This window comes from Ignisphaera sp., from assembly GCA_038735125.1.
Classification (GTDB): domain Archaea; phylum Thermoproteota; class Thermoprotei_A; order Sulfolobales; family Ignisphaeraceae; genus Ignisphaera.
On the sequence record JAVYNU010000002.1, the window covers coordinates 158,129 to 175,827 of the forward strand.

The following is a 17,699-nucleotide window of genomic DNA, read 5'->3' on the forward strand; positions in this document are numbered from 1 at the left end:
ATTGAGAGTTGCAGTTATAAAGTTGACATCATGTTCTGGCTGTATAAATGAGATAGTTAAGGTCGTGGCCCTTGATCCAAAACTTCTAGATATATATGAGTTTGTCTATTTCAACGAGATCACAGATTCTGTTGAGAATGTTAGTAAATATGACATTGTATTTGTTGAGGGGTCTATAACAACAAAGGAGCAGGAGGATATGGTCAAGATGTTTAGAGGCTTAACAGATTTTATGGTTGCCATAGGTGCTTGTGCTATCCATGGTGGCGTTCAAGCTCTTAGAGTTGGGGAAAATATCGAGGCTGTAAAGGCTTATGTGTACCCTGATCCAAAGTTAATAGAAGTTGAAAGTGATGTAAAGCCTGTTGCATATGCTACAAAAATAGATTTTTACATACCTGGTTGCCCAGTAAGAGGAGATGCTGTAAAGTCTCTCTTAGAGAAGTTTGCTAGAGGTGGGCTTCCAACTCCAATACTAGAGAGTGTATGTGGAGAATGCAAGAGAAGGGGGATACAATGCTTGGTTGTTTCTCATGGAATTTCATGTTTAGGGCCCATAACAATTAGTGGTTGTGGAGCTATATGCCCATCCTTTAGAAGAGGATGCTATGGATGCTATGGGTTAAGAGGTTTTGACGAAACTTTAACTAATGTAGGTAATTACATTGGTTTATTGGGTAGATTAGGCCTTGGCAAAGAAATAGTTGATTATCTATTAAGAGCTTTTTCATTTAAGGAATTCAGTAAATTGATTAAAGCATTTGAAAAGTGATCCAAATGGGATACAACTTTATTGCAAGAGTTGAGGGGGAGGGAAAAGTACACATATATATTAAAGATGGTAAGGTTAGCCAGGTTGATATAGAGATTTCAGAGGCCCCAAGATTTTTTGAATATATTGTTAGAGGTAAGAAGATTAACTACATACCAGATATAGTAAGTAGAATCTGTGGCCTTTGCGGATCTTCATACGTTCTTGTAGCTACAAAAGCATTCGAAAAATGCTTAGATATCGATGTACCTGAGGAAATAGATGAACTTAGGAAGATAATTCATTTAGCTGAAAGAGTCAAAAGCCATGCTCTACACATATTTCTATTGAATTTGCCAGATTTCCTTGAAACACATAACACATTTGAATTTAGATTAGCAAATAAAGATATGTTCAAGGATATTATGAGGTTTGTGACTTACTCAAGCAATATTATGGATCTTCTTGGTGGAAGGTTCCACAATGTTGTTAACATAAAAATTGGAGGTATATATAAAGCATTTAATGAAGGCGAAGCCGCAAAAATTCTTAAATTCGTTGAAGAGTCCATTAAGTTGTTTAAACCTTTAGCAGATTTTGTCTTATCTCTTAAACCCATTCCAAACGATGGTTTAAATAGACCGCATCTACTATTATCATATGAAAATGAATATCCACATCTATCAGATGAAATTGTATTCTCTAGTCTTACCGATGAGGAGAGAATAAATATTAAAGACTTTGAGCACATAGTTCATTCAGAGCAGAAAAAAGGTAAGAATGCTTTATTGTATAGATACAAGGGTTCGAGCTATCTGGTGGGACCCATTGCAAGATTCAATAAGGCTTTCTCAAAATTGCATGGAGAGGTTCGCGATATGTTGAAGAGCTATGATTGGCTGCCTCCTCTACGTGATGTAAGACAGCAAATAGTTGCTAGAATAGCCGAGATGTACGATGCATTACTAACTATGAAAGAGTTCTTTGAGAGATACAAAAAGCCTGATGTGACTAGCGTTGAAAAGGAGTTTAAACTCGATGTGAATAAAACAACATGTGTAGCAGCTATTGAGGCCCCTCGTGGCATTCTCTATCACAGGTATGCAATAGACAATCAGTTAAAGATTTTGGAATGCAATATCATTACCCCGACAGCTCAGAACCTCGCTTCTATGGAGGAGTTGTCATTAGAATTTTTGGGTAAGAGATTTGGCGATGTTGTGGTTAATGAAGCTATGGCTAGAAGATTTGTTGAGATGATTGTGAGATCCTTTGATCCATGTATATCGTGTTCTGTTCATGTGTATACATTAAGGTATTGATTTTCTATATAAGTCCAATGTTTTGATTTTTTCCCTCTCCTCAGACTCAAAAGCATATCTGCATTCAACACCCAAACTCTTACACAAGTCAAATATCTGCTTAAAGAAACCATTCCAATCGTATTTAATGGCTTTTTTAGCTAGTTGAGACAATAGCCTATTTCTCCACATAAAACTTTTGACTCTTAGCTTATCGAAATAGACAATACTGTTGGTTTCTCTAGCTATATTCAGAACCTCGCTGATTTCTGTAATATCGTCGTTGTAGCCCGGTATTATGGGTCCGAGGAAAATCCATGTTTTTATACCCTCAGAGGCGAGCCTCTTTAGAGCTTCTATTCTTGCAGATGGTGGCGATGAGAAAACCTCTAGGCTTTTCATAGGCGAGTCATTTTTTGTTGAGGTTATTGTTATCCCCACGTCTATATAGCTTCTATACCTCTTCAAAACATCTAGATCTCTTAGAATCAAGGAGCTTTTGGTCTGTATACTGACCTTGAACTCGTTTTTGACTAGAATCTCAATAGATCTTATGGAGAGTTTGTACAGAGCCTCCACAGGCTGGTAGCCATCAGTTATTGTTCCAAGCCCAACAACACCCTTTCTAAACCTCTTAACCTCTCTCTCCAAAACATCCAGAAGATTCTTCTTTACATAGATGACATACCCCCAGTTATCAACAACTTCTCGGTTTGGTACATAATCTCTAGCATAGCAGTAAAGACATCTGTGAGAACATCCTATATACGGATTTAAGGCATAGTCCAAATCGGGAAGCCCAGATCTGGATAAGGCATTTGAGATCGTGATTTCCACAATCCTAAATCTCATCAAATCACAGTAAATATTGAAATTTTTAAAAACCAATTTTATGTTTTTTGCGAAAGCGCCTCTATTATTAGTTGCACAAATTCTGGTAGGTCGTCTGGTACTCTAGCTGTTATGATGTTTCCATCTCTTACAGCTGGTTCGTCAACAAATATTGCACCTGCATTTATCAAATCGTCTTTCACTGCTTTGTACGCTGTAACCCTCTTTCCCTTTACTAGGCCAGCTGATATTAGCACTTGTGGTCCGTGGCATATTGCAGCAACTATTTTACCTTTTTCATACACCCTTCTAACAAAGTTTAGAACTTCTTCATCTATTCTAAGAGCGTCTGGGGAGAAGCCACCTGGTATTATGAGAGCATCTATATCTTCTGGACTAACCTCACTCAACTCCTTAACAACATACCTCTCCCCAAGGCTGAAAACCTCAAGTGGGATGGGAGTTCCATACCTACCAGTAACAGGTTTGCTAGGGTCAGCAGGTCTTGGATGCAAACCTTTTCTAACAGGAATTACTATGACCTCAGCACCCTCCTCACTAAGCCTAACAAATGGATAGAGAAGCTCAACATCCTCAAACTCATTAGCAGCAATAATAGCCACAACCCTACCCCTCAACCTAGTTCCAGGACCAACCCTTCTAACAAAACGCATTCCTCTCACCAAATAATGTAGTACAATGTAATAAAATAAAAAGTTTTAAATGGTTTTCGAGTCTAAATCGTATAGCTATTGGTAAAATTATATAGTTGCCCCTGGCACAGCAACAAAGTCTCTTATGACCCACTCAAACATTGCTGCCCCATTTGATGACATTGTTCCCCACTCTGTTCCTATCTCCCAGTCCAGCAGGTAGTAGTCTGTGATATTGAATGTTGCATAATTTTTAGCGGTTTGTACGAAGAGTGTTGGGTCGTAGGCGATCTGCCCGCATTTGACTCCCCAGCCCTTGGGGGCAAAAGCTATATATTGCCAGCCGCCCCATTCAACACTATCGTGTCTCCAAACCTCAAATGTTGCGTTTGTCCTCGTTCCGTTGATTACTATTGGTATTGTGACCTCCCCAACCTTTCTGCCTGCTGGGCTGAGGTTCTGTCTATAGACCCAGACCATTATCTCTACATCTCCCTTTGCCGGAGCTGTCGCTGGTTTTAGGGCAACGCTCTCTCTTACTATCCATGCATCAGCCGCTATGTTGAATGGCATTGAGGGGTCTATTCTCTCAACACATATGTAGAAAGATATTGTGAACGGTGTCATGTTGCTTATCTTCATTGGGAATGGCACTCCAAATCCATTGGCGTATCTTCCACCCCATGGCTTCCTGCCTATGTAGATCTCAGGGTATCCGTTGGTCCACTGCCGCGGGTTTGCATCTGTAATGTTTATCTCTGTTCTAAACTCTCTTTTGATGAGGTCTATTACCATCTGTTGAACACCTTTATAGCTGTTTAGATTCCATGGATTAACCTCTGCAAATAGATCTGTAACCCCATCGCCATTGAGGTCAAGCTCTGCTGACGGCTTCGATGGGTAGCTGAGCACTATCTGGGTTGCCTGGGCAACTGTTTTTGTCACTGTACCCACCACAGTATATGTTATAGTCGTAGCCATCTCTTTTGTGAATGTGGAATAAAAGGTTTGTGTCACAGTTTGCGTCACACTAAGCTCTGTTGGCAGGAATGTGGTTAGAGTCTCTATAGATGTGAGGGTCACAGTCTCTGTTTCTGTATATCTATGCTCGACAGGGGTTGTGAAAACAACTGTTTTTGTTGTTGGCTGGCTTGTGAGAGAGCTGTACATATAGCCTCCGGCAAACCCTATCACAAGCACTATTACTATAACTGCTATTGTCACCATCCTGCTAGCCATTGCCACCACCCACAACAATACTGTGGGGTCGAGGACAATTTAAATTTATTCAACAAGTTTATCAATGCAAACACCACCAACTATTTTAACTTTTCAAGGACGGTTATACGATCTTGAACCACCATATAATGTGGGTAAGCATATGCCAGAACTTGTTATAAATGTCAGCAACTTCATATCACCTCTCTGCTACACAGTACTTAGGCTAGAGCCCTACACAACATGTCCATTCAAATGCGTTTACTGTTACGCTAGATGGTATATGAAATCCCCTACAAATATTGTTTACCCTAGATACAAAGCTTTAGACATGTTCAGATCATTCGTCAAAAAGGTTTATAGAAGAGGTTTGAAGCCTATCCCATTTAGGCTCTCAACCCTTGTAGACCCTTTCCCTCCTCACGAGCAACTCTACAGATTCTCTGAAAAAATGCTTAGTGTGGCTAGCGACTATGAATACCCACTCATCATAAACACTAAGAGTGTGTATTTTGCCTATGACCCCATAAAAAAGTATTTGCTTGGACTACTGGACAAGAGGCTGGCAATACTACAAATATCTGTTTCAGTACTTAGAGAAAGCGTGGCAAGGGTTCTAGAACCTGTTGCACCAGATCCTATAAAGAGGCTGGATGCAGTCAAAGAGCTTGGATCTACCGATGTCCCCATAGCTATTCGCTTATCGCCTTTCATACCATTTGCATCACCATCGACTAGAGAGGACATAGAGCAGTTTGCTTTGTTAGCCAAGGAAGTGGGGGTTAAACACGTTATTGTAGAAACAATCAGGTTTGAGAGTAGTGGTATAGGGGATCTGCTCAGAAGGCTAGGCATAACCAACATTGTTTTTGAGGGCTATAGCATCAGGGAAGTAGACGGTTTAAAGCCTGTTTCAAGAGCTTCTCTGAAAATAGTTGAGGGCATATATCATATTCTTAGTCGAGAGCTTGAAAAGCATGGGATAGCGTTTGCAACATGTAAGGAAGGTCTATTCGATTTTCACACAGCTAGCGATTGCTGCGGGGCACACCTCTTGAGAGATGCTGCTATCCGGCTAACACTCTACGATGTTTATAGACACGTTGTAGAGTCTGGCACCAAATCTACAAGCTTTTCGCAGGAAATTGACTTGCTGAGAGATGTTAGCAAAAGATACTCTAGGCTTTTCGGCGACGATGTTTCTGTTTATCCAAGAGAGGTTTCAAAGCCTCTGAAAAACCATGAAAAGAAGTTGGTGAGGGTCTTGAGAAACAGGGAGCTGCTATCCCATGTCGCTCCGCATCTAGCCAGAAGGATTCTGTCTTCATAGCATTCAAAAATTGTTTAGCTCTATGTGGCCTCCCAGATATAGTCTACTACCTCTTCGTGTCTAGGGGTTTCGTGGGATCCCAGCCTAGTTATCTTCAGAGCAGCAACAGCGTTTGCATATAGAATAGCCTTTCTTGTTGAATAGCCCCTGACAAGCCCTGCTATGAGGCCTGCTGCAAACGCGTCTCCAGCACCTGTTGTGTCAACAACCTTGTCTACCCTTACAGCTGGAACCTCTTCGTCAATGCCGTTTCCAAGTGCGTAGACACCCCTTGGCCCAAGCTTTACAACAACAAGCTCTGGCCCAAGACCTTTGATGATCTTTGCCGCTTCTCTGTAGTTGTCGGGGCTTGTACCTGTTAGAGCAGCGGCCTCGTGGTTGTTCAGCGAAACAATGTCAACTTGTTTCACAAGTGCTTCGAGCTCTTTTAGCCCTTTTCTAGATAACACTCTTCCAGGATCCCAAGAAACCTTTACACCATTCTTTTTAGCTATCTCAATAGCTTTAAGAGATGTGTCAACCCTCAAGCTGGCTATGTGGATATAGCGTGTGTTTGCAATAACATCGTCTACCACATCGCTTGGCTCAAGCTCTTCTGCAACACCTTTGAAGCCATACATTGTTATATTGCCATTCTTGTCTATGACAACTATTGTGAATCCTGTCTGCCCCTTTGAGGAAACTCTCAGACCCGTTATATCAACACCTTCTCTGAGAAGCTCATCTACTATAATCCTCCCAAAACTGTCAAAACCTATTTTAGCTACTATAGCTGTTTTTAGACCAAGCCTACAGCCGTCTATAGCAACATTCACAGCCGAGCCTCCGCCACCCCAAACCTGGCTGAGGACAATAGACTCCTCATCTGGCCCTGGAAACCTTTCGACAACTATTCTAATGTCGACGAGGGCATGCCCAACAGTGACCAGGTCGTATCTTGGCTGCATCACAAAGTCCTCTTACTCAACATATTTTATGGCTTCCTCCGGCTCTTTACCCTCGTGAACAATAGACATTATGGCTTTTATCATCCCAGCCGGGTTCTTGTGCTGGAAAACATTTCTCCCCACAACAACGCCTCTGGCCCCAGCCTCCATAACATTCTTGACATCTTTGAGAAACTCTATTGGCTTCTCCCTAGCGGGGCCACCACTCATGAGCACGGGTATACCTGCAGCAACCTTCACAACCTCTTCAAATGTTTCTTTCGATCCTGTATAGTAGGTTTTGATCAAGTCAGCGCCACTCTCAATAGCCGCTCTAACACCGTATTTAACAATCTCAACATCATACATATTCTTTATAGCTGGCCCCCTCGGATATGCCAGCTGAAGACATGGCAGCCCATATCTCTCAGCAGCTTCTCTCACACTAAACCACATGTTCAGCATGGCATCCTCGTATTGGCTGCCCCAATAAACAGTTGCGGCAACAGCGTCTGCGCCAAGCGCCACAGCATCCTCTACATAGCCAAAGACGCTTTGGAGCATCCTCTGATCCTCTGGCCTCAGATTGGTTTTGCTGGTTACCTTGACAATTAGAGCTGTTTTATTTGCCCAAACCTCGTGGGTTAGATAAGCCATGCCAGGTAGGAGCATGACAGCATCAACACTAGCGTCAACAACTTTCTTGAGTATTACCCTAGGGTCTATGTGCTCAGGTGGGAAGTCCTTTGGACCGTGCTCAACACCATGATCAAATGCGAATACAACTGCTTTTCCATCTCTCAATATTCTTGAGAGCCTGACCCTCTTCCCAATGGCGTTGTAGGCCAAGTAGAATCACCGAATACCTTCTGCACTATTTGGAATATAAACTCATTTGCTTGGCTATATCTCCTTGTCTAAAACCCATGCAATACCCCCTAGAACATGCCTTTGGAACCACTCCTCCCTCCACCTCTTTGTCTGATGGCCAAAAGCCGTGTAGAAGACTTTTCCACCTCCGTATCTGTGGCACCAGGCGATGGGATAGTCAGAAACTTCTTTGGGTGCCTTGCCCATGTCTACAGATGTTGTGTCTAGGCTTATGAGCACATGTGTCTTCTCTCTACCAAGCCAGTTCTTAAACAGGTATATCTCTTCGAAGGCTCTAAACGTCTTTGGAAGATGTTTTGTAGATGGATGCTTAGAGTCCTCGACAATGAAAACGGCTTCTTGTGTCCATGGATGTGAGTGGAAATAGCCTCCAAGCATCTCGCCGTAGGGGGGATAGCTATAGAGGGTGTCAGCAGCGTTGTGAATGCCTACAAACCCGCCCCCATCCCTGACAAAGTTTATCAGCAACTCTTTTTGTTTTTCTGAAAAGGGGATCTCCCCCGATGTGAGAAATAAAATAGCGCTGAAACCTGAAATCACATCCAGGTTGAACTCCTCTAGATCCTCTGTGGCGTAGGCTCTGAAAAGCCTAGACTCTTCACCCAGCCTCGTTAAAACCTCTATGGCAGTTGATATATAGTTATGCCTATAACCGGCATTATATGCGAATATAAGGATTCTGCTCATTATAAACACCAAAAGCAGTTCTACTATAATCGTTATAGCTACCCCTATATTTGTGCTTTTTTGTTTTCAGCGAATACTTTATGGCATATCATGGACATGGTCCGTAGATGCTATTGAATGATCTAATCAATTCTATATCATCAAATCATCAATAAGATTGTTATGCTCAATGTAATTATTATTGTCAAAACAATTGATTGTATCAGATGTTTTATGTATACGCTAACCAAACTCGATTTGAAGTATTTGGCTGAAAGCACGAAGCATGCATGCGAAGGTGATAACATAGCGCCTGTGAAGCCTCCGAGAAAGGCAAGTGTTATTCTATAGCCTTTCAATAGTGGAAGGATAGATGGGAAGGCAAGTGTTGCAAATGTGAATTCAAATCCCGTGGCAATAACCATTAGAAATGGTATTGCAAAAACAGCTATATCAGCGTATCGATATAGATGCTGAGCTAGTTGATTTGATAAACCGGATCTTTCTATTACATTGCTGAATATCAATGACTCTATTATGAGCATTGTTATCGTTGGATCAATTGAATACTTCAATCCATTCTTAATTGCGTATTTTGATGGCTTATGGATAGCAATAAATAAGATGATTGTTGTTATTAGCGATAATGGAAGAGGCATCTTCACAACCATAACCAGTATCGCTATGACTATGAAGGGCCACAGATAGAGTAATCCACTATAACTCCTATGCTTTTCTCTCTTGATACAATTACCACTAAATGCAAGCATAATAGGCATTGACTTTATCAATCCGCTGGTTAAGGCTCCGACAAATATCGGCCAATTGTAATAGAGTATATCATTAAAGCTCATATTAAGTATAGCTGAAGCTAGTATAACAACCTGGTAAAGCGGCCATACAGTTACCCAAACATGTCTAAACCAATAGTTGAGAAATGTTTTATCTTCAGAACCCAATTTGCAATTAGTGTATAGAGGATCTATAATGGTTGCTGAAATATAGGCGCCAGCAGGCATTGGAAGAAGACCTATGATTGCAGGAACAGAAAAAGCTGCCAATCTAGGGCTGAGAGACTCTAGAGAAGCAACCATTTTATTGCCTATGCCACTAGATCTAAATAAGTCGGCCAGGAACATCGCTAGTATAAGAGACAAAACTGTGTTTAGAAGAATCAAATTGAAAGAATCTTTAATTATTTCTATTATTTCCAGACCCTGCAAAGGCAAGGAGTATACCAGTATGGCTAATCCAATTGCTATAGCAATGTTGAATCCATATAGTATTAAGATAAAGGCCAACAATGTTGAGATTATAAATAATATTATTGTTAACGACATTAATGTCACGTGCCAAATTCATCATTTTATTATTTTAAATAGGGATATAATGAAAATTTAAGCATTTATACAAGAAACGTATGATATAGTCTATTAACTATTAGCTATATTAATAGGTGAGGAAACTATGCAATACACCCGTCTTGGATGGTCTGGTTTAAAAGTTTCCAGATTTTGCTTAGGAACGATGTCATTTGGTGATCCCAAGCTTCAGACTCATGGTGGTGGTGGATGGGTTGTTGGAAAGGAGGAGGCTTTCAAGGTTTTGAAGAAGGCCTGGGATCTCGGAATAAACTTCTTTGACACAGCTAACGTGTATTCAAGAGGTAAGTCAGAGGAAATATTGGGCGAATTTGTGCAGGGACTTGATAGAGAGGAGGTAGTTATAGCCACAAAGGTTTACTTTCAGATAGGTTCAGGCATCAATGATTGGGGGTTGTCTAGAAAACATATTATGAGAGCTGTTAAAGAATCTTTACAGAGACTTAAAACAGATTATATAGATTTGTATCAGATTCATAGATGGGATGATACAACACCTATCGAAGAAACACTTTCAGCACTAACTGACTTAGTTAGACAAGGTCTTGTGAGATACATTGGAGCTTCTAGTATGTGGGGATGGCAATTCGCTAAAATGTACTTTGTGGCTGAGTTTAAGGGATATGAGAAACCTGTTAGTATTCAAACGCCATATAATTTGCTTTATAGAGAAGAGGAAAGGGAGATAATACCATTTTGCAAAGCTCATAATATAGCATATATGGCATACTCACCAACTGCTGTAGGAGTGCTATCTGGTAAATACTTTAAGGATGGAAAAATAGTTGTACCGCCAGATGCTCCAGAACGGCTTAGACCAGGTGTTGGCTATTGGTATAAGATCTATGTAGAGCCGCCAGAAAATGCTGAAATACTCAAAAGAGTTATAGAGATAGCAAAAAATAAAGGTGCCACACCAACACAAATAGCATTGGCATGGCTTTTACACAAAGATGTCATCCCAATAATAGCAACCTCTAAAGTAGAGCACCTAGAAGAAGATGTTGAAGCTTTAAATATAAAGCTTAAAGAAGATGAGATAAGATATCTTGAAGAACCTTACAAACCAAAGCCTGTACTCCATATTACGAAGGTTCAAATACCGCCAGAATTACTATAGGTGTAATATCGCATAAACTCTTGATTCATAATTTTAATCTCATTTTTTATTTTTACTTCACGAGTTATGGAATGTTCTTAAATTCAAAACGATATAGTGCAAACCATAATATTAATGATTTTGAGAAGAGGCTATAGCAATATATAAAAATTTAGCTCTAGGTTTTGTAACATAAAGTCTTTAATATAGCTCAAGGTTGCGAAACGATTCCTATTAAAACCACTGGTTGTGGTGATATATATATATGGATGGTAGTGAGAGGCTTGGCATCTACAGAGATAGAATCCTGAACGGCCCTGTAACAAAGATGCTTATATTGCTTGGCGCACCTCTTATCGTTGTTCAACTAGTCAATATATCTTATAATCTAGCAGATGCCTATTGGCTTTCCCAGTACTCTCCTATTCTTGTAAGCATCCCTAGGCAGATTTGGCCAACTTTCTTTCTTTTTCAGGCTCTTGCAATGGCTTTGAGTGCTGCAAACCAGACATTGATTTCGCAGTATATTGGCGCTAAAATGTTTGAAGAAGCCGCTAGAATTTCTAGGCAGTATATCACAGTTTCGGCTGCTTTAGGGAGTTTCTTTGGGTTTTCATATTATTTGCTTAGACCTTTGATATTTGGTTCTATAACTTCTGTACCCCCAGAAATCTACAATGATGTTTTAACCTATTCTGGAATAATATCACTAGATCTTGCGGCAAGCTATTTCGGTATATGCTTTTCAACAATTCTTCAAAGTATTGGAGATACAAAGACACCTTCTATAGTAAACGGCGTTTCAGCTACTATAAATATTGTTTTAGATCCTTTAATGATTATGGGAATAGGCCCTTTTCCTCAGATGGGTGTGGCTGGAGCTGCTATAGCAACTGTTATATCTCGTGCAACTGGAAGTGCACTACTAGTCTATGTAACGATAAAGAGGTTGCCAGCTATAAAAAATATGTTTACAAAGAATATAGAGCCTTCATGGATAGAATCGATAACTCGTGTTGGAGGACCAATACTTCTGATGAACATCCTAAACTCACTTGCATTTACATTTCAGCTTAGACTCGTTAACATGTTTGGCGTTGTCTCGGCAACTGCTTGGGGAATCGGGTTTACAGTTATAGATGTTGCCGATGCAACTTTGTTCGGATTAACACAGGCAACAGCTATTACAGTTGGTCAGTGTCTTGGTGCTCAGCAAATTGGGAAGGCCAAGCAGTATGCAAACAAATCCAATGTTTTGGTCGGTTTAAGTGTCGGTTTGGGAGCGTTAATCGCATATCTAATTAAGAGAAACATAATATCCTTGTTTCTATCAAATAACGATCCGCTAGCAGACGATATATTCCTTGAAACAGAAAACTTCTTAAACTATGCTATTCTAACCCTGCCATTCTTTGGCTTGTTCTTCGTCGGAATGTCTGTTGGGAGAGGCTCTGGACACACAGTATACCCAACTATAATCGGTATTGTAAGGCTATGGGTAATAAGAATAGGTTTTGGATACATCTTGTCGCTGTCACTAGGATCGACAGGAATATGGATTGCATTTGCATTGAGCAACATATTCTCAGGCATAGCCTCTTTACTATGGGTTCTTAAGGGGTCTTGGGCAAAGCCTATCATAAAAACATAGCTCAATACTCAACCTTATTGGTGTCAAGCCAGTAAACAGTGAAAATACCCGCATAATTCTGCTTAAAGAATGTGTACATGTTATGACAATGAGGGCACGTGGTCAAACCGAACATTATAATGTGCGGACCGCTTCCACTTACAATACTCTTCAGCAATTCGTTTAACCTACTTTCATTTATATTCACATAACCTATTACAGTCTGTCCAGTATAAACAGGTATCTGTACCACTCCAGCGCTCTTCTTGGCTTGTAAAGACAATATAGAGTCCCAGAAGGTTTTGTTCACTATTTCACCTATTTCAATTGCTGTTACAGTATTGTTGTTCACTATAACGATATGTGGAACTGCATAGACAAGGCTTTCTTGTATGTTGCTTGACAGTTCTGCTTCTACCAAAGCTTGCCAGAAAGCTTTGTATGCGTTGTTAGTTGTGTTAGCTGTGTTATGAAGAGAGAGAAGAATCCATATGACTGCGATAACAGCTATTATTGCTATCAAGGATATGATTAATGGTCTAGCCTTGCTTTTCTTTCTAATCCTAGCTTTTTTCATTGGTTTTGACCCTGGATAGGTTTCACATCTCCAGATAATAACATTATGTGTTCGTGTGTCACATTGCAATAGCTTAATATTTTGTGGTAGAGTTTCGTGCTGTAGGGTTGGAAGATATATGATGAGAGCAGATCTCAGAAATCTTAAAGATGTTAGGAACATTGTTGCAGTTATGAGTGGGAAGGGTGGTGTTGGAAAGTCGTTTGTATCAGCGGCATTGGCAATAGCTTTTAGAGAGCTTGGCTATAGCGTTGCTATACTCGATGCGGATATACATGGGCCTAGCATTCCCTGGATGCTAGGTGTCGAGTCAGGGTCTATGGGAGCCTCAATAGATGGGAGCATAGTACCTTTAGATGTAGACGGTATTGCAGTGGCTTCATTCGAGCTTTTGCTACCGTCGAGAGAGAGCCCCATTGTTTGGAGGGGCCCTTTAAAGACTAGGGCTATACTCGAGCTTGTATCTAAAACTAGTTGGGGCTACAGAGACTTTATGGTTGTTGACATGCCTCCTGGGACGGGAGACGAGCATTTGACAATAGCCCAGTTCCTCAAACCCTTTGTCAAGGGAGCTGTCCTAGTTCTGACACCAGGTGACCTAGTTCTCCATGTTGTTAAAAAGGCTAGGGAGTTCCTGAAGGGGGTTGGCATAGATCTTCTAGGGGCTATAGTAAACATGGCCTACTTTAGATGCCCGGTTTGCGGAACCATCCACAAAATATTTGGCGAATACAGTGCAGAGGACATTCAAATACTTGCTGAGATACCGATAAAACCGGAGCTGGCACAAGCTATAAACAGGGGGGAGATAATCAAATATTTGAAGAGCTTTGATAGAGAATTGCTCGAAACATTTATTGAGGTTGCAAAAAAGATTGCAAGTAAGGTTGCTCCCTCAACCACATAGCAAATTTTCCAATACCATCCATTTTTAAACAATGCTATGCAGATTCCTCGAATTCCTTATATATATCTGCAAACCTTCTTATTAGCGGGGACTGCCTGATTATATCCATGGCGCTCCTCGGCTTCTTTGCAAAGAGTATCTCATATATGCTCTGGTGTCTGTGCAGTGTAGCTGCAATACATTTTGTTAGAGTGAGTATCGATGCTGGTGATAGCGGATCTGAGGCAAACACCTCTAGACAGTCCTTGAAGTATGGGTTTTCGGAAATAGCTATCTTAGTCATTGTCACTACATTGATTTTCAGAACAACTCTATCGCTATATGCACCCTCGAGATACACCCTCAGAACATGGCTTCTAGGAGTAATACCGCAGTTGACAAGATCGCAGTCAAGCGCATCAACATATATGTTCGTATTTTCAATTCTATACGCCTCCTCAATACCGTGATGGAGAAACAGTTTGAAAGAGCCGAATTTGCTGCGATAGATCTCAACACCGTTGTACTTGCTTATAATATTCTCTACAGCCCTCCAAAAACTTGTCTTTGCAGAATAGTTGTGCAGTCCATAGCTATCTAGCATACCCGAGGTCAGGCATGGGGGGTCTAAACAGCGAAGATTATACTTAACACAGTTAATTGTCTGGTCATAAACGCCTCTAGCCGCTATCTTCACAACATCTGATACCTTCATTCTTTCAAGCCCAGTTAAAATTTCTTGAGGCAGTTTTATAAACTTCTATGGAACTCTCTCCAAAGCTCTAGTAATACAGTTATTGGAAACACAAATTCATTTTAATTTGAAAACCATTTAGTAGCTTAAAAATGTTAGAATGTGGTTAGACTATGTGGTCTCACTTAAAGTGCCAGTTAAAGTTTTTTGTTTAGACCAAAGCGACACTGGTTTGGTGATCGAATAGACAAAGCATGTTTAGCATCGCCTCTGAGGTATATGGTGGCGGAATAAGGACGATGCTATATATGGTGAAGCATATCAACATAGTTAAATCAAGCTATTTGCTCTTTTTCCTCAACAAGCTTTTCATGCAGAATTGTTGTCAATGCTATTAGGGCTGATGAGAGTGCATACTCGGTTGAAATCACTATGCCGGGCGCCACATCTAGTACAAAGTTTGCGTATCTGAAGAGGCTTGTTGGAACACCCTCTCTAGCGCCAATCATGATATTGATTCTTTTCCCTTTTTTCAGCGAGCTCATTACAAATTCTGCAACCTCGTTTGACACCCTTGAAATGGGCTCTCCCTCTGGCTCGAATATTATTAGCGGTTCGCCTATTCTCGACCTGACGAACTGGTACATGTCTTGGACCACGACCTTGGTTTTCACAACCTCTCTTCCATAGCTCTTTCTCTGTATCTCATATCTCGATTCTATCCCTTCGAACAGCCCCCTCAAAAAGTTGTATAGGCTGTGGGCATCGACAGGGCCTATTGGTGCTACAACAAGTTCTCCAACCTCGTAGGTCTGCACCTCCCTACCTATTCTAGTCCCAAATGTGTATGCTGCATCGGCGGGGCCTAGATATGGCTCGTGAGCAACAACAAGCTTGTTGAATATTTTGTACATGGGGTATTTATAGGGCTTCATCTTCTTGTAGAACTCGCTGCCTGGGACAATGCTTATATATGCGTAGTCCTTGATTATCTGAATCACAATAACCTTATCAGGGTTCTCCAGATCCACCCTAGCATTGGTCATCTCCTTTACAGCTGCCCCGACAGCCACATTGACATCTATGCTTGTGAAGCTGTGTGTGCCCCTTCTAGTTGTTCTAACAGCAAAGCTGTCGCTAGGGGATATGAGGTTCTTCACAACGCTTTTCACAGCATCTACAATGCTATTGACATCGGCTTTCGAACATGTTAAAACGGTATAGATTTTCTCTGCTTCTGGAACCCTTCTTCTAATCTCTTCTGCAAAAACGCTCTTGTCCCTAACGCCATAGACGATGACGAGACCCATGAAATTGTCGGGGGCTGGAACAGCCTTTGCATTGGGATCCAGCTCCGCTATGTATGAGGCTACTACCCTCTCCATGCCAAGCCTACAAGTAACTATTATGTCTACACAGCCCTCGTAATCAAATCGCATTTTAGCCAACCCAAGCAGACAACGCTGTATACCGGTTTAATGCTTCTACTACTAAAAGATTTAAAAATGTGGAGAACACACAGTACTACTGGGTAGAGGGTCTGTATATGGTTATAACAATCAAGAGGCTTATCCAAATTATCGCCCCATTTAAAGATAGGGAGTTCTCCCTTGAAGACCTCATCTCTAGAGGTAACATATCTCCCAACACTGCAAAGAGGTATGTAAGAGAGATGCTGAGGCAGGGTCTGATTAGAGAGGTCGGATATGACAAGTATGTGGTTTCTGACAAAGCAACAATATATATGGAGGCTTTTGACACAGCCAAAAAGTTTGTTGAGGAAAGACTTGCATATATATTCACAGACGAGAAGGATTCTCCGCTACCACTGAAAATAGATAGCATTGAAAAACTGTATATAGCGATAAAACATGGTTTTATACCAGAAAAGGATGTTATGAGACATATAGAGAAGGGCTATCTACCAAAATGGCTTTCTGAAACGCTAGGCGCTAAAATGCTTGCCCAAAAGCTTCAGCAATGTAAAAGTGTGGGCGAGGTTATAAAGATATTGGAAGAGTATATGAAATTAGCTTAGATTTGCCCAAAGCTTCTACGACAATATCTTTGCAATTTATTTAGCGACACAGTATCGTGTGTTTGACTATCCTCTATTTGGTTTGTCACGGTTTGACAGTATAATATAACCTCTTTTTGTTTCTTCCCTTGTTTTCTGCCTTCAGAAAGACTATCTCCCCTATCTCCCTCGTGTTTCTCACATGAGGCCCTCCATCTGCTTGTATGTCAACCCCTGGTATCTCAACTATTCTGAGAACATCTATCTCAGGCGGCATTCTAGACGCTAGCTTCACTATCCCCGGTATCTTCATAGCCTCTTCCCTCTTCAGCCAGTATATCTTGACCTCGATCCCCTGCTGAACAACCTGGTTAGCTTTATTCACAGCATCTTTAAATATTTCTGGATTGAATTGCTCCAAGCTGTAGTCGTCATACGCTTTCTCTGAGTCTATGTTACCGCCTGTAATCAGCGCTCCATAATCTCTATACATAATTGCTGAGAGTATGTGTGCAGCTGTGTGCATTCTCATTATTCTGTATCTCCTATCCCAGTCTATAACACCTCTAACCTCATCACCGGCAACAATATCGTGGTTTTCGGACTCTAGATAGTGTAGAACCTCGCCACTATCCTTATCCATGACAACTTTAACAACCCTATAGCCCTTACTGCCCTTGTAGATATAGCCAGTGTCGTGCTCCAAGCCACCGCTTCGAGGGTTGAAAGCTGTTTTATCTAAGACTATAACCTCTTTATCAACTCTTTTCACAGTTGCTGTAAACTCTTTCAGGTAGCTATCTTTTTGGTATAGCAAATCTGTAGCCACAGAAAATCGCCTAGAGAT

General features: G+C 41.0%; 18 protein-coding genes. 7 read left to right on the top strand and 11 right to left on the bottom strand.

Annotated elements, in window-relative coordinates; genetic code table 11:
- The first annotated feature begins 1 nt into the window (after nt 1).
- Nucleotides 2-772, top strand: a complete 771-nt coding sequence (locus tag QW284_04050) for a hypothetical protein (protein MEM0338840.1) — start codon at nt 2-4, stop codon at nt 770-772.
- 5 nt (nt 773-777) lie between these two features.
- Nucleotides 778-2,073 carry a nickel-dependent hydrogenase large subunit gene (locus QW284_04055; GenBank protein MEM0338841.1) on the top strand — a complete coding sequence of 432 codons (1,296 nt, stop codon included), beginning with the start codon at nt 778-780 and terminating at the stop codon, nt 2,071-2,073.
- On the opposite strand, the gene QW284_04060 is transcribed toward QW284_04055, so the two are convergent.
- The 3 genes from QW284_04060 to QW284_04070 all read right to left on the bottom strand — a co-directional run bounded on the left by QW284_04060 (nt 2,062) and on the right by QW284_04070 (nt 4,775).
- Entirely contained in the window at nt 2,062-2,904 is an 843-nt protein-coding gene (locus QW284_04060) for a radical SAM protein (GenBank protein MEM0338842.1), read from the bottom strand. The genes QW284_04055 and QW284_04060 overlap by 12 nt on opposite strands.
- A 38-nt stretch (nt 2,905-2,942) precedes the next feature.
- Nucleotides 2,943-3,557: a type 1 glutamine amidotransferase domain-containing protein gene (locus tag QW284_04065; GenBank protein MEM0338843.1), complete on the bottom strand. Its 615-nt coding sequence runs from the start codon at nt 3,555-3,557 to the stop codon at nt 2,943-2,945.
- 87 nt (nt 3,558-3,644) lie between these two features.
- Nucleotides 3,645-4,775: an endoglucanase gene (locus tag QW284_04070; GenBank protein ID MEM0338844.1), complete on the bottom strand. Its 1,131-nt coding sequence runs from the start codon at nt 4,773-4,775 to the stop codon at nt 3,645-3,647.
- A 142-nt stretch (nt 4,776-4,917) separates the two neighbouring features.
- Here QW284_04070 and QW284_04075 point away from each other — a divergent pair, with 142 nt between their 5' ends.
- Complete coding sequence (locus QW284_04075) at nt 4,918-6,084, top strand: hypothetical protein (GenBank protein MEM0338845.1); 1,167 nt, start codon at nt 4,918-4,920, stop codon at nt 6,082-6,084.
- A gap of 20 nt (nt 6,085-6,104) precedes the next feature.
- On the opposite strand, the gene QW284_04080 is transcribed toward QW284_04075, so the two are convergent.
- The 4 genes from QW284_04080 to QW284_04095 form a co-directional block, all read right to left on the bottom strand.
- Nucleotides 6,105-7,031 (bottom strand): carbohydrate kinase family protein, encoded by a 927-nt coding sequence (locus tag QW284_04080; GenBank protein MEM0338846.1) that lies wholly within the window; start codon nt 7,029-7,031, stop codon nt 6,105-6,107.
- A gap of 12 nt (nt 7,032-7,043) precedes the next feature.
- Nucleotides 7,044-7,859: a class I fructose-bisphosphate aldolase gene (gene fba / locus QW284_04085; protein MEM0338847.1), complete on the bottom strand. Its 816-nt coding sequence runs from the start codon at nt 7,857-7,859 to the stop codon at nt 7,044-7,046.
- Between the two features lie 54 nt (nt 7,860-7,913).
- A complete protein-coding gene (locus tag QW284_04090) occupies nt 7,914-8,588 on the bottom strand; it encodes a ThuA domain-containing protein (protein MEM0338848.1) in 675 nt (224 codons plus the stop codon).
- A 140-nt stretch (nt 8,589-8,728) separates the two neighbouring features.
- Nucleotides 8,729-9,907, bottom strand: a complete 1,179-nt coding sequence (locus QW284_04095) for a DUF401 family protein (GenBank protein MEM0338849.1) — start codon at nt 9,905-9,907, stop codon at nt 8,729-8,731.
- Between the two features lie 127 nt (nt 9,908-10,034).
- Between QW284_04095 and QW284_04100 the strand changes: the two genes are divergently transcribed.
- Both QW284_04100 and QW284_04105 read left to right on the top strand, forming a co-directional pair.
- Nucleotides 10,035-11,069, top strand: a complete 1,035-nt coding sequence (locus QW284_04100; protein MEM0338850.1) for an aldo/keto reductase — start codon at nt 10,035-10,037, stop codon at nt 11,067-11,069.
- Between the two features lie 244 nt (nt 11,070-11,313).
- On the top strand, nt 11,314-12,699 hold the full coding sequence (locus QW284_04105; GenBank protein MEM0338851.1) for an MATE family efflux transporter: 1,386 nt from the start codon (nt 11,314-11,316) through the stop codon (nt 12,697-12,699).
- A gap of 1 nt (nt 12,700) precedes the next feature.
- On the opposite strand, the gene QW284_04110 is transcribed toward QW284_04105, so the two are convergent.
- Nucleotides 12,701-13,255, bottom strand: coding sequence for a hypothetical protein (locus QW284_04110; protein MEM0338852.1), 555 nt, complete (start codon nt 13,253-13,255; stop codon nt 12,701-12,703).
- Nucleotides 13,256-13,373: 118 nt separating this feature from the next.
- Here QW284_04110 and QW284_04115 point away from each other — a divergent pair, with 118 nt between their 5' ends.
- Nucleotides 13,374-14,162: an Mrp/NBP35 family ATP-binding protein gene (locus QW284_04115; GenBank protein ID MEM0338853.1), complete on the top strand. Its 789-nt coding sequence runs from the start codon at nt 13,374-13,376 to the stop codon at nt 14,160-14,162.
- A 34-nt stretch (nt 14,163-14,196) separates the two neighbouring features.
- Here QW284_04115 and QW284_04120 read toward each other — a convergent pair whose 3' ends face one another.
- A complete protein-coding gene (locus QW284_04120) occupies nt 14,197-14,856 on the bottom strand; it encodes a hypothetical protein (protein ID MEM0338854.1) in 660 nt (219 codons plus the stop codon).
- 314 nt (nt 14,857-15,170) lie between these two features.
- Nucleotides 15,171-16,274, bottom strand: a complete 1,104-nt coding sequence (locus tag QW284_04125; GenBank protein MEM0338855.1) for an SPOUT family RNA methylase — start codon at nt 16,272-16,274, stop codon at nt 15,171-15,173.
- Nucleotides 16,275-16,342: 68 nt separating this feature from the next.
- Here QW284_04125 and QW284_04130 point away from each other — a divergent pair, with 68 nt between their 5' ends.
- Nucleotides 16,343-16,873 carry a hypothetical protein gene (locus QW284_04130; protein MEM0338856.1) on the top strand — a complete coding sequence of 177 codons (531 nt, stop codon included), beginning with the start codon at nt 16,343-16,345 and terminating at the stop codon, nt 16,871-16,873.
- 85 nt (nt 16,874-16,958) lie between these two features.
- On the opposite strand, the gene alaXM is transcribed toward QW284_04130, so the two are convergent.
- Nucleotides 16,959-17,681, bottom strand: a complete 723-nt coding sequence (gene alaXM, locus QW284_04135) for an alanyl-tRNA editing protein AlaXM (GenBank protein MEM0338857.1) — start codon at nt 17,679-17,681, stop codon at nt 16,959-16,961.
- Between the last annotated feature and the right edge of the window lie 18 nt (nt 17,682-17,699).

Excerpts from the sequence above, each read along its gene's own strand:
- QW284_04055 (MEM0338841.1), top strand. The coding sequence starts at position 778 with ATGGGATACAACTTTATTGCAAGAGTTGAGGGGGAGGGAAAAGTACAC.
- QW284_04060 (MEM0338842.1), bottom strand. The coding sequence starts at position 2,904 with ATGAGATTTAGGATTGTGGAAATCACGATCTCAAATGCCTTATCCAGA.
- QW284_04065 (MEM0338843.1), bottom strand. The coding sequence starts at position 3,557 with ATGCGTTTTGTTAGAAGGGTTGGTCCTGGAACTAGGTTGAGGGGTAGG.
- QW284_04070 (MEM0338844.1), bottom strand. The coding sequence starts at position 4,775 with ATGGCTAGCAGGATGGTGACAATAGCAGTTATAGTAATAGTGCTTGTG.
- QW284_04075 (MEM0338845.1), top strand. The coding sequence starts at position 4,918 with ATGCCAGAACTTGTTATAAATGTCAGCAACTTCATATCACCTCTCTGC.
- QW284_04080 (MEM0338846.1), bottom strand. The coding sequence starts at position 7,031 with ATGCAGCCAAGATACGACCTGGTCACTGTTGGGCATGCCCTCGTCGAC.
- QW284_04090 (MEM0338848.1), bottom strand. The coding sequence starts at position 8,588 with ATGAGCAGAATCCTTATATTCGCATATAATGCCGGTTATAGGCATAAC.
- QW284_04095 (MEM0338849.1), bottom strand. The coding sequence starts at position 9,907 with ATGTCGTTAACAATAATATTATTTATAATCTCAACATTGTTGGCCTTT.
- QW284_04100 (MEM0338850.1), top strand. The coding sequence starts at position 10,035 with ATGCAATACACCCGTCTTGGATGGTCTGGTTTAAAAGTTTCCAGATTT.
- QW284_04105 (MEM0338851.1), top strand. The coding sequence starts at position 11,314 with ATGGATGGTAGTGAGAGGCTTGGCATCTACAGAGATAGAATCCTGAAC.
- QW284_04110 (MEM0338852.1), bottom strand. The coding sequence starts at position 13,255 with ATGAAAAAAGCTAGGATTAGAAAGAAAAGCAAGGCTAGACCATTAATC.
- QW284_04115 (MEM0338853.1), top strand. The coding sequence starts at position 13,374 with ATGATGAGAGCAGATCTCAGAAATCTTAAAGATGTTAGGAACATTGTT.
- QW284_04120 (MEM0338854.1), bottom strand. The coding sequence starts at position 14,856 with ATGAAGGTATCAGATGTTGTGAAGATAGCGGCTAGAGGCGTTTATGAC.
- QW284_04125 (MEM0338855.1), bottom strand. The coding sequence starts at position 16,274 with ATGCGATTTGATTACGAGGGCTGTGTAGACATAATAGTTACTTGTAGG.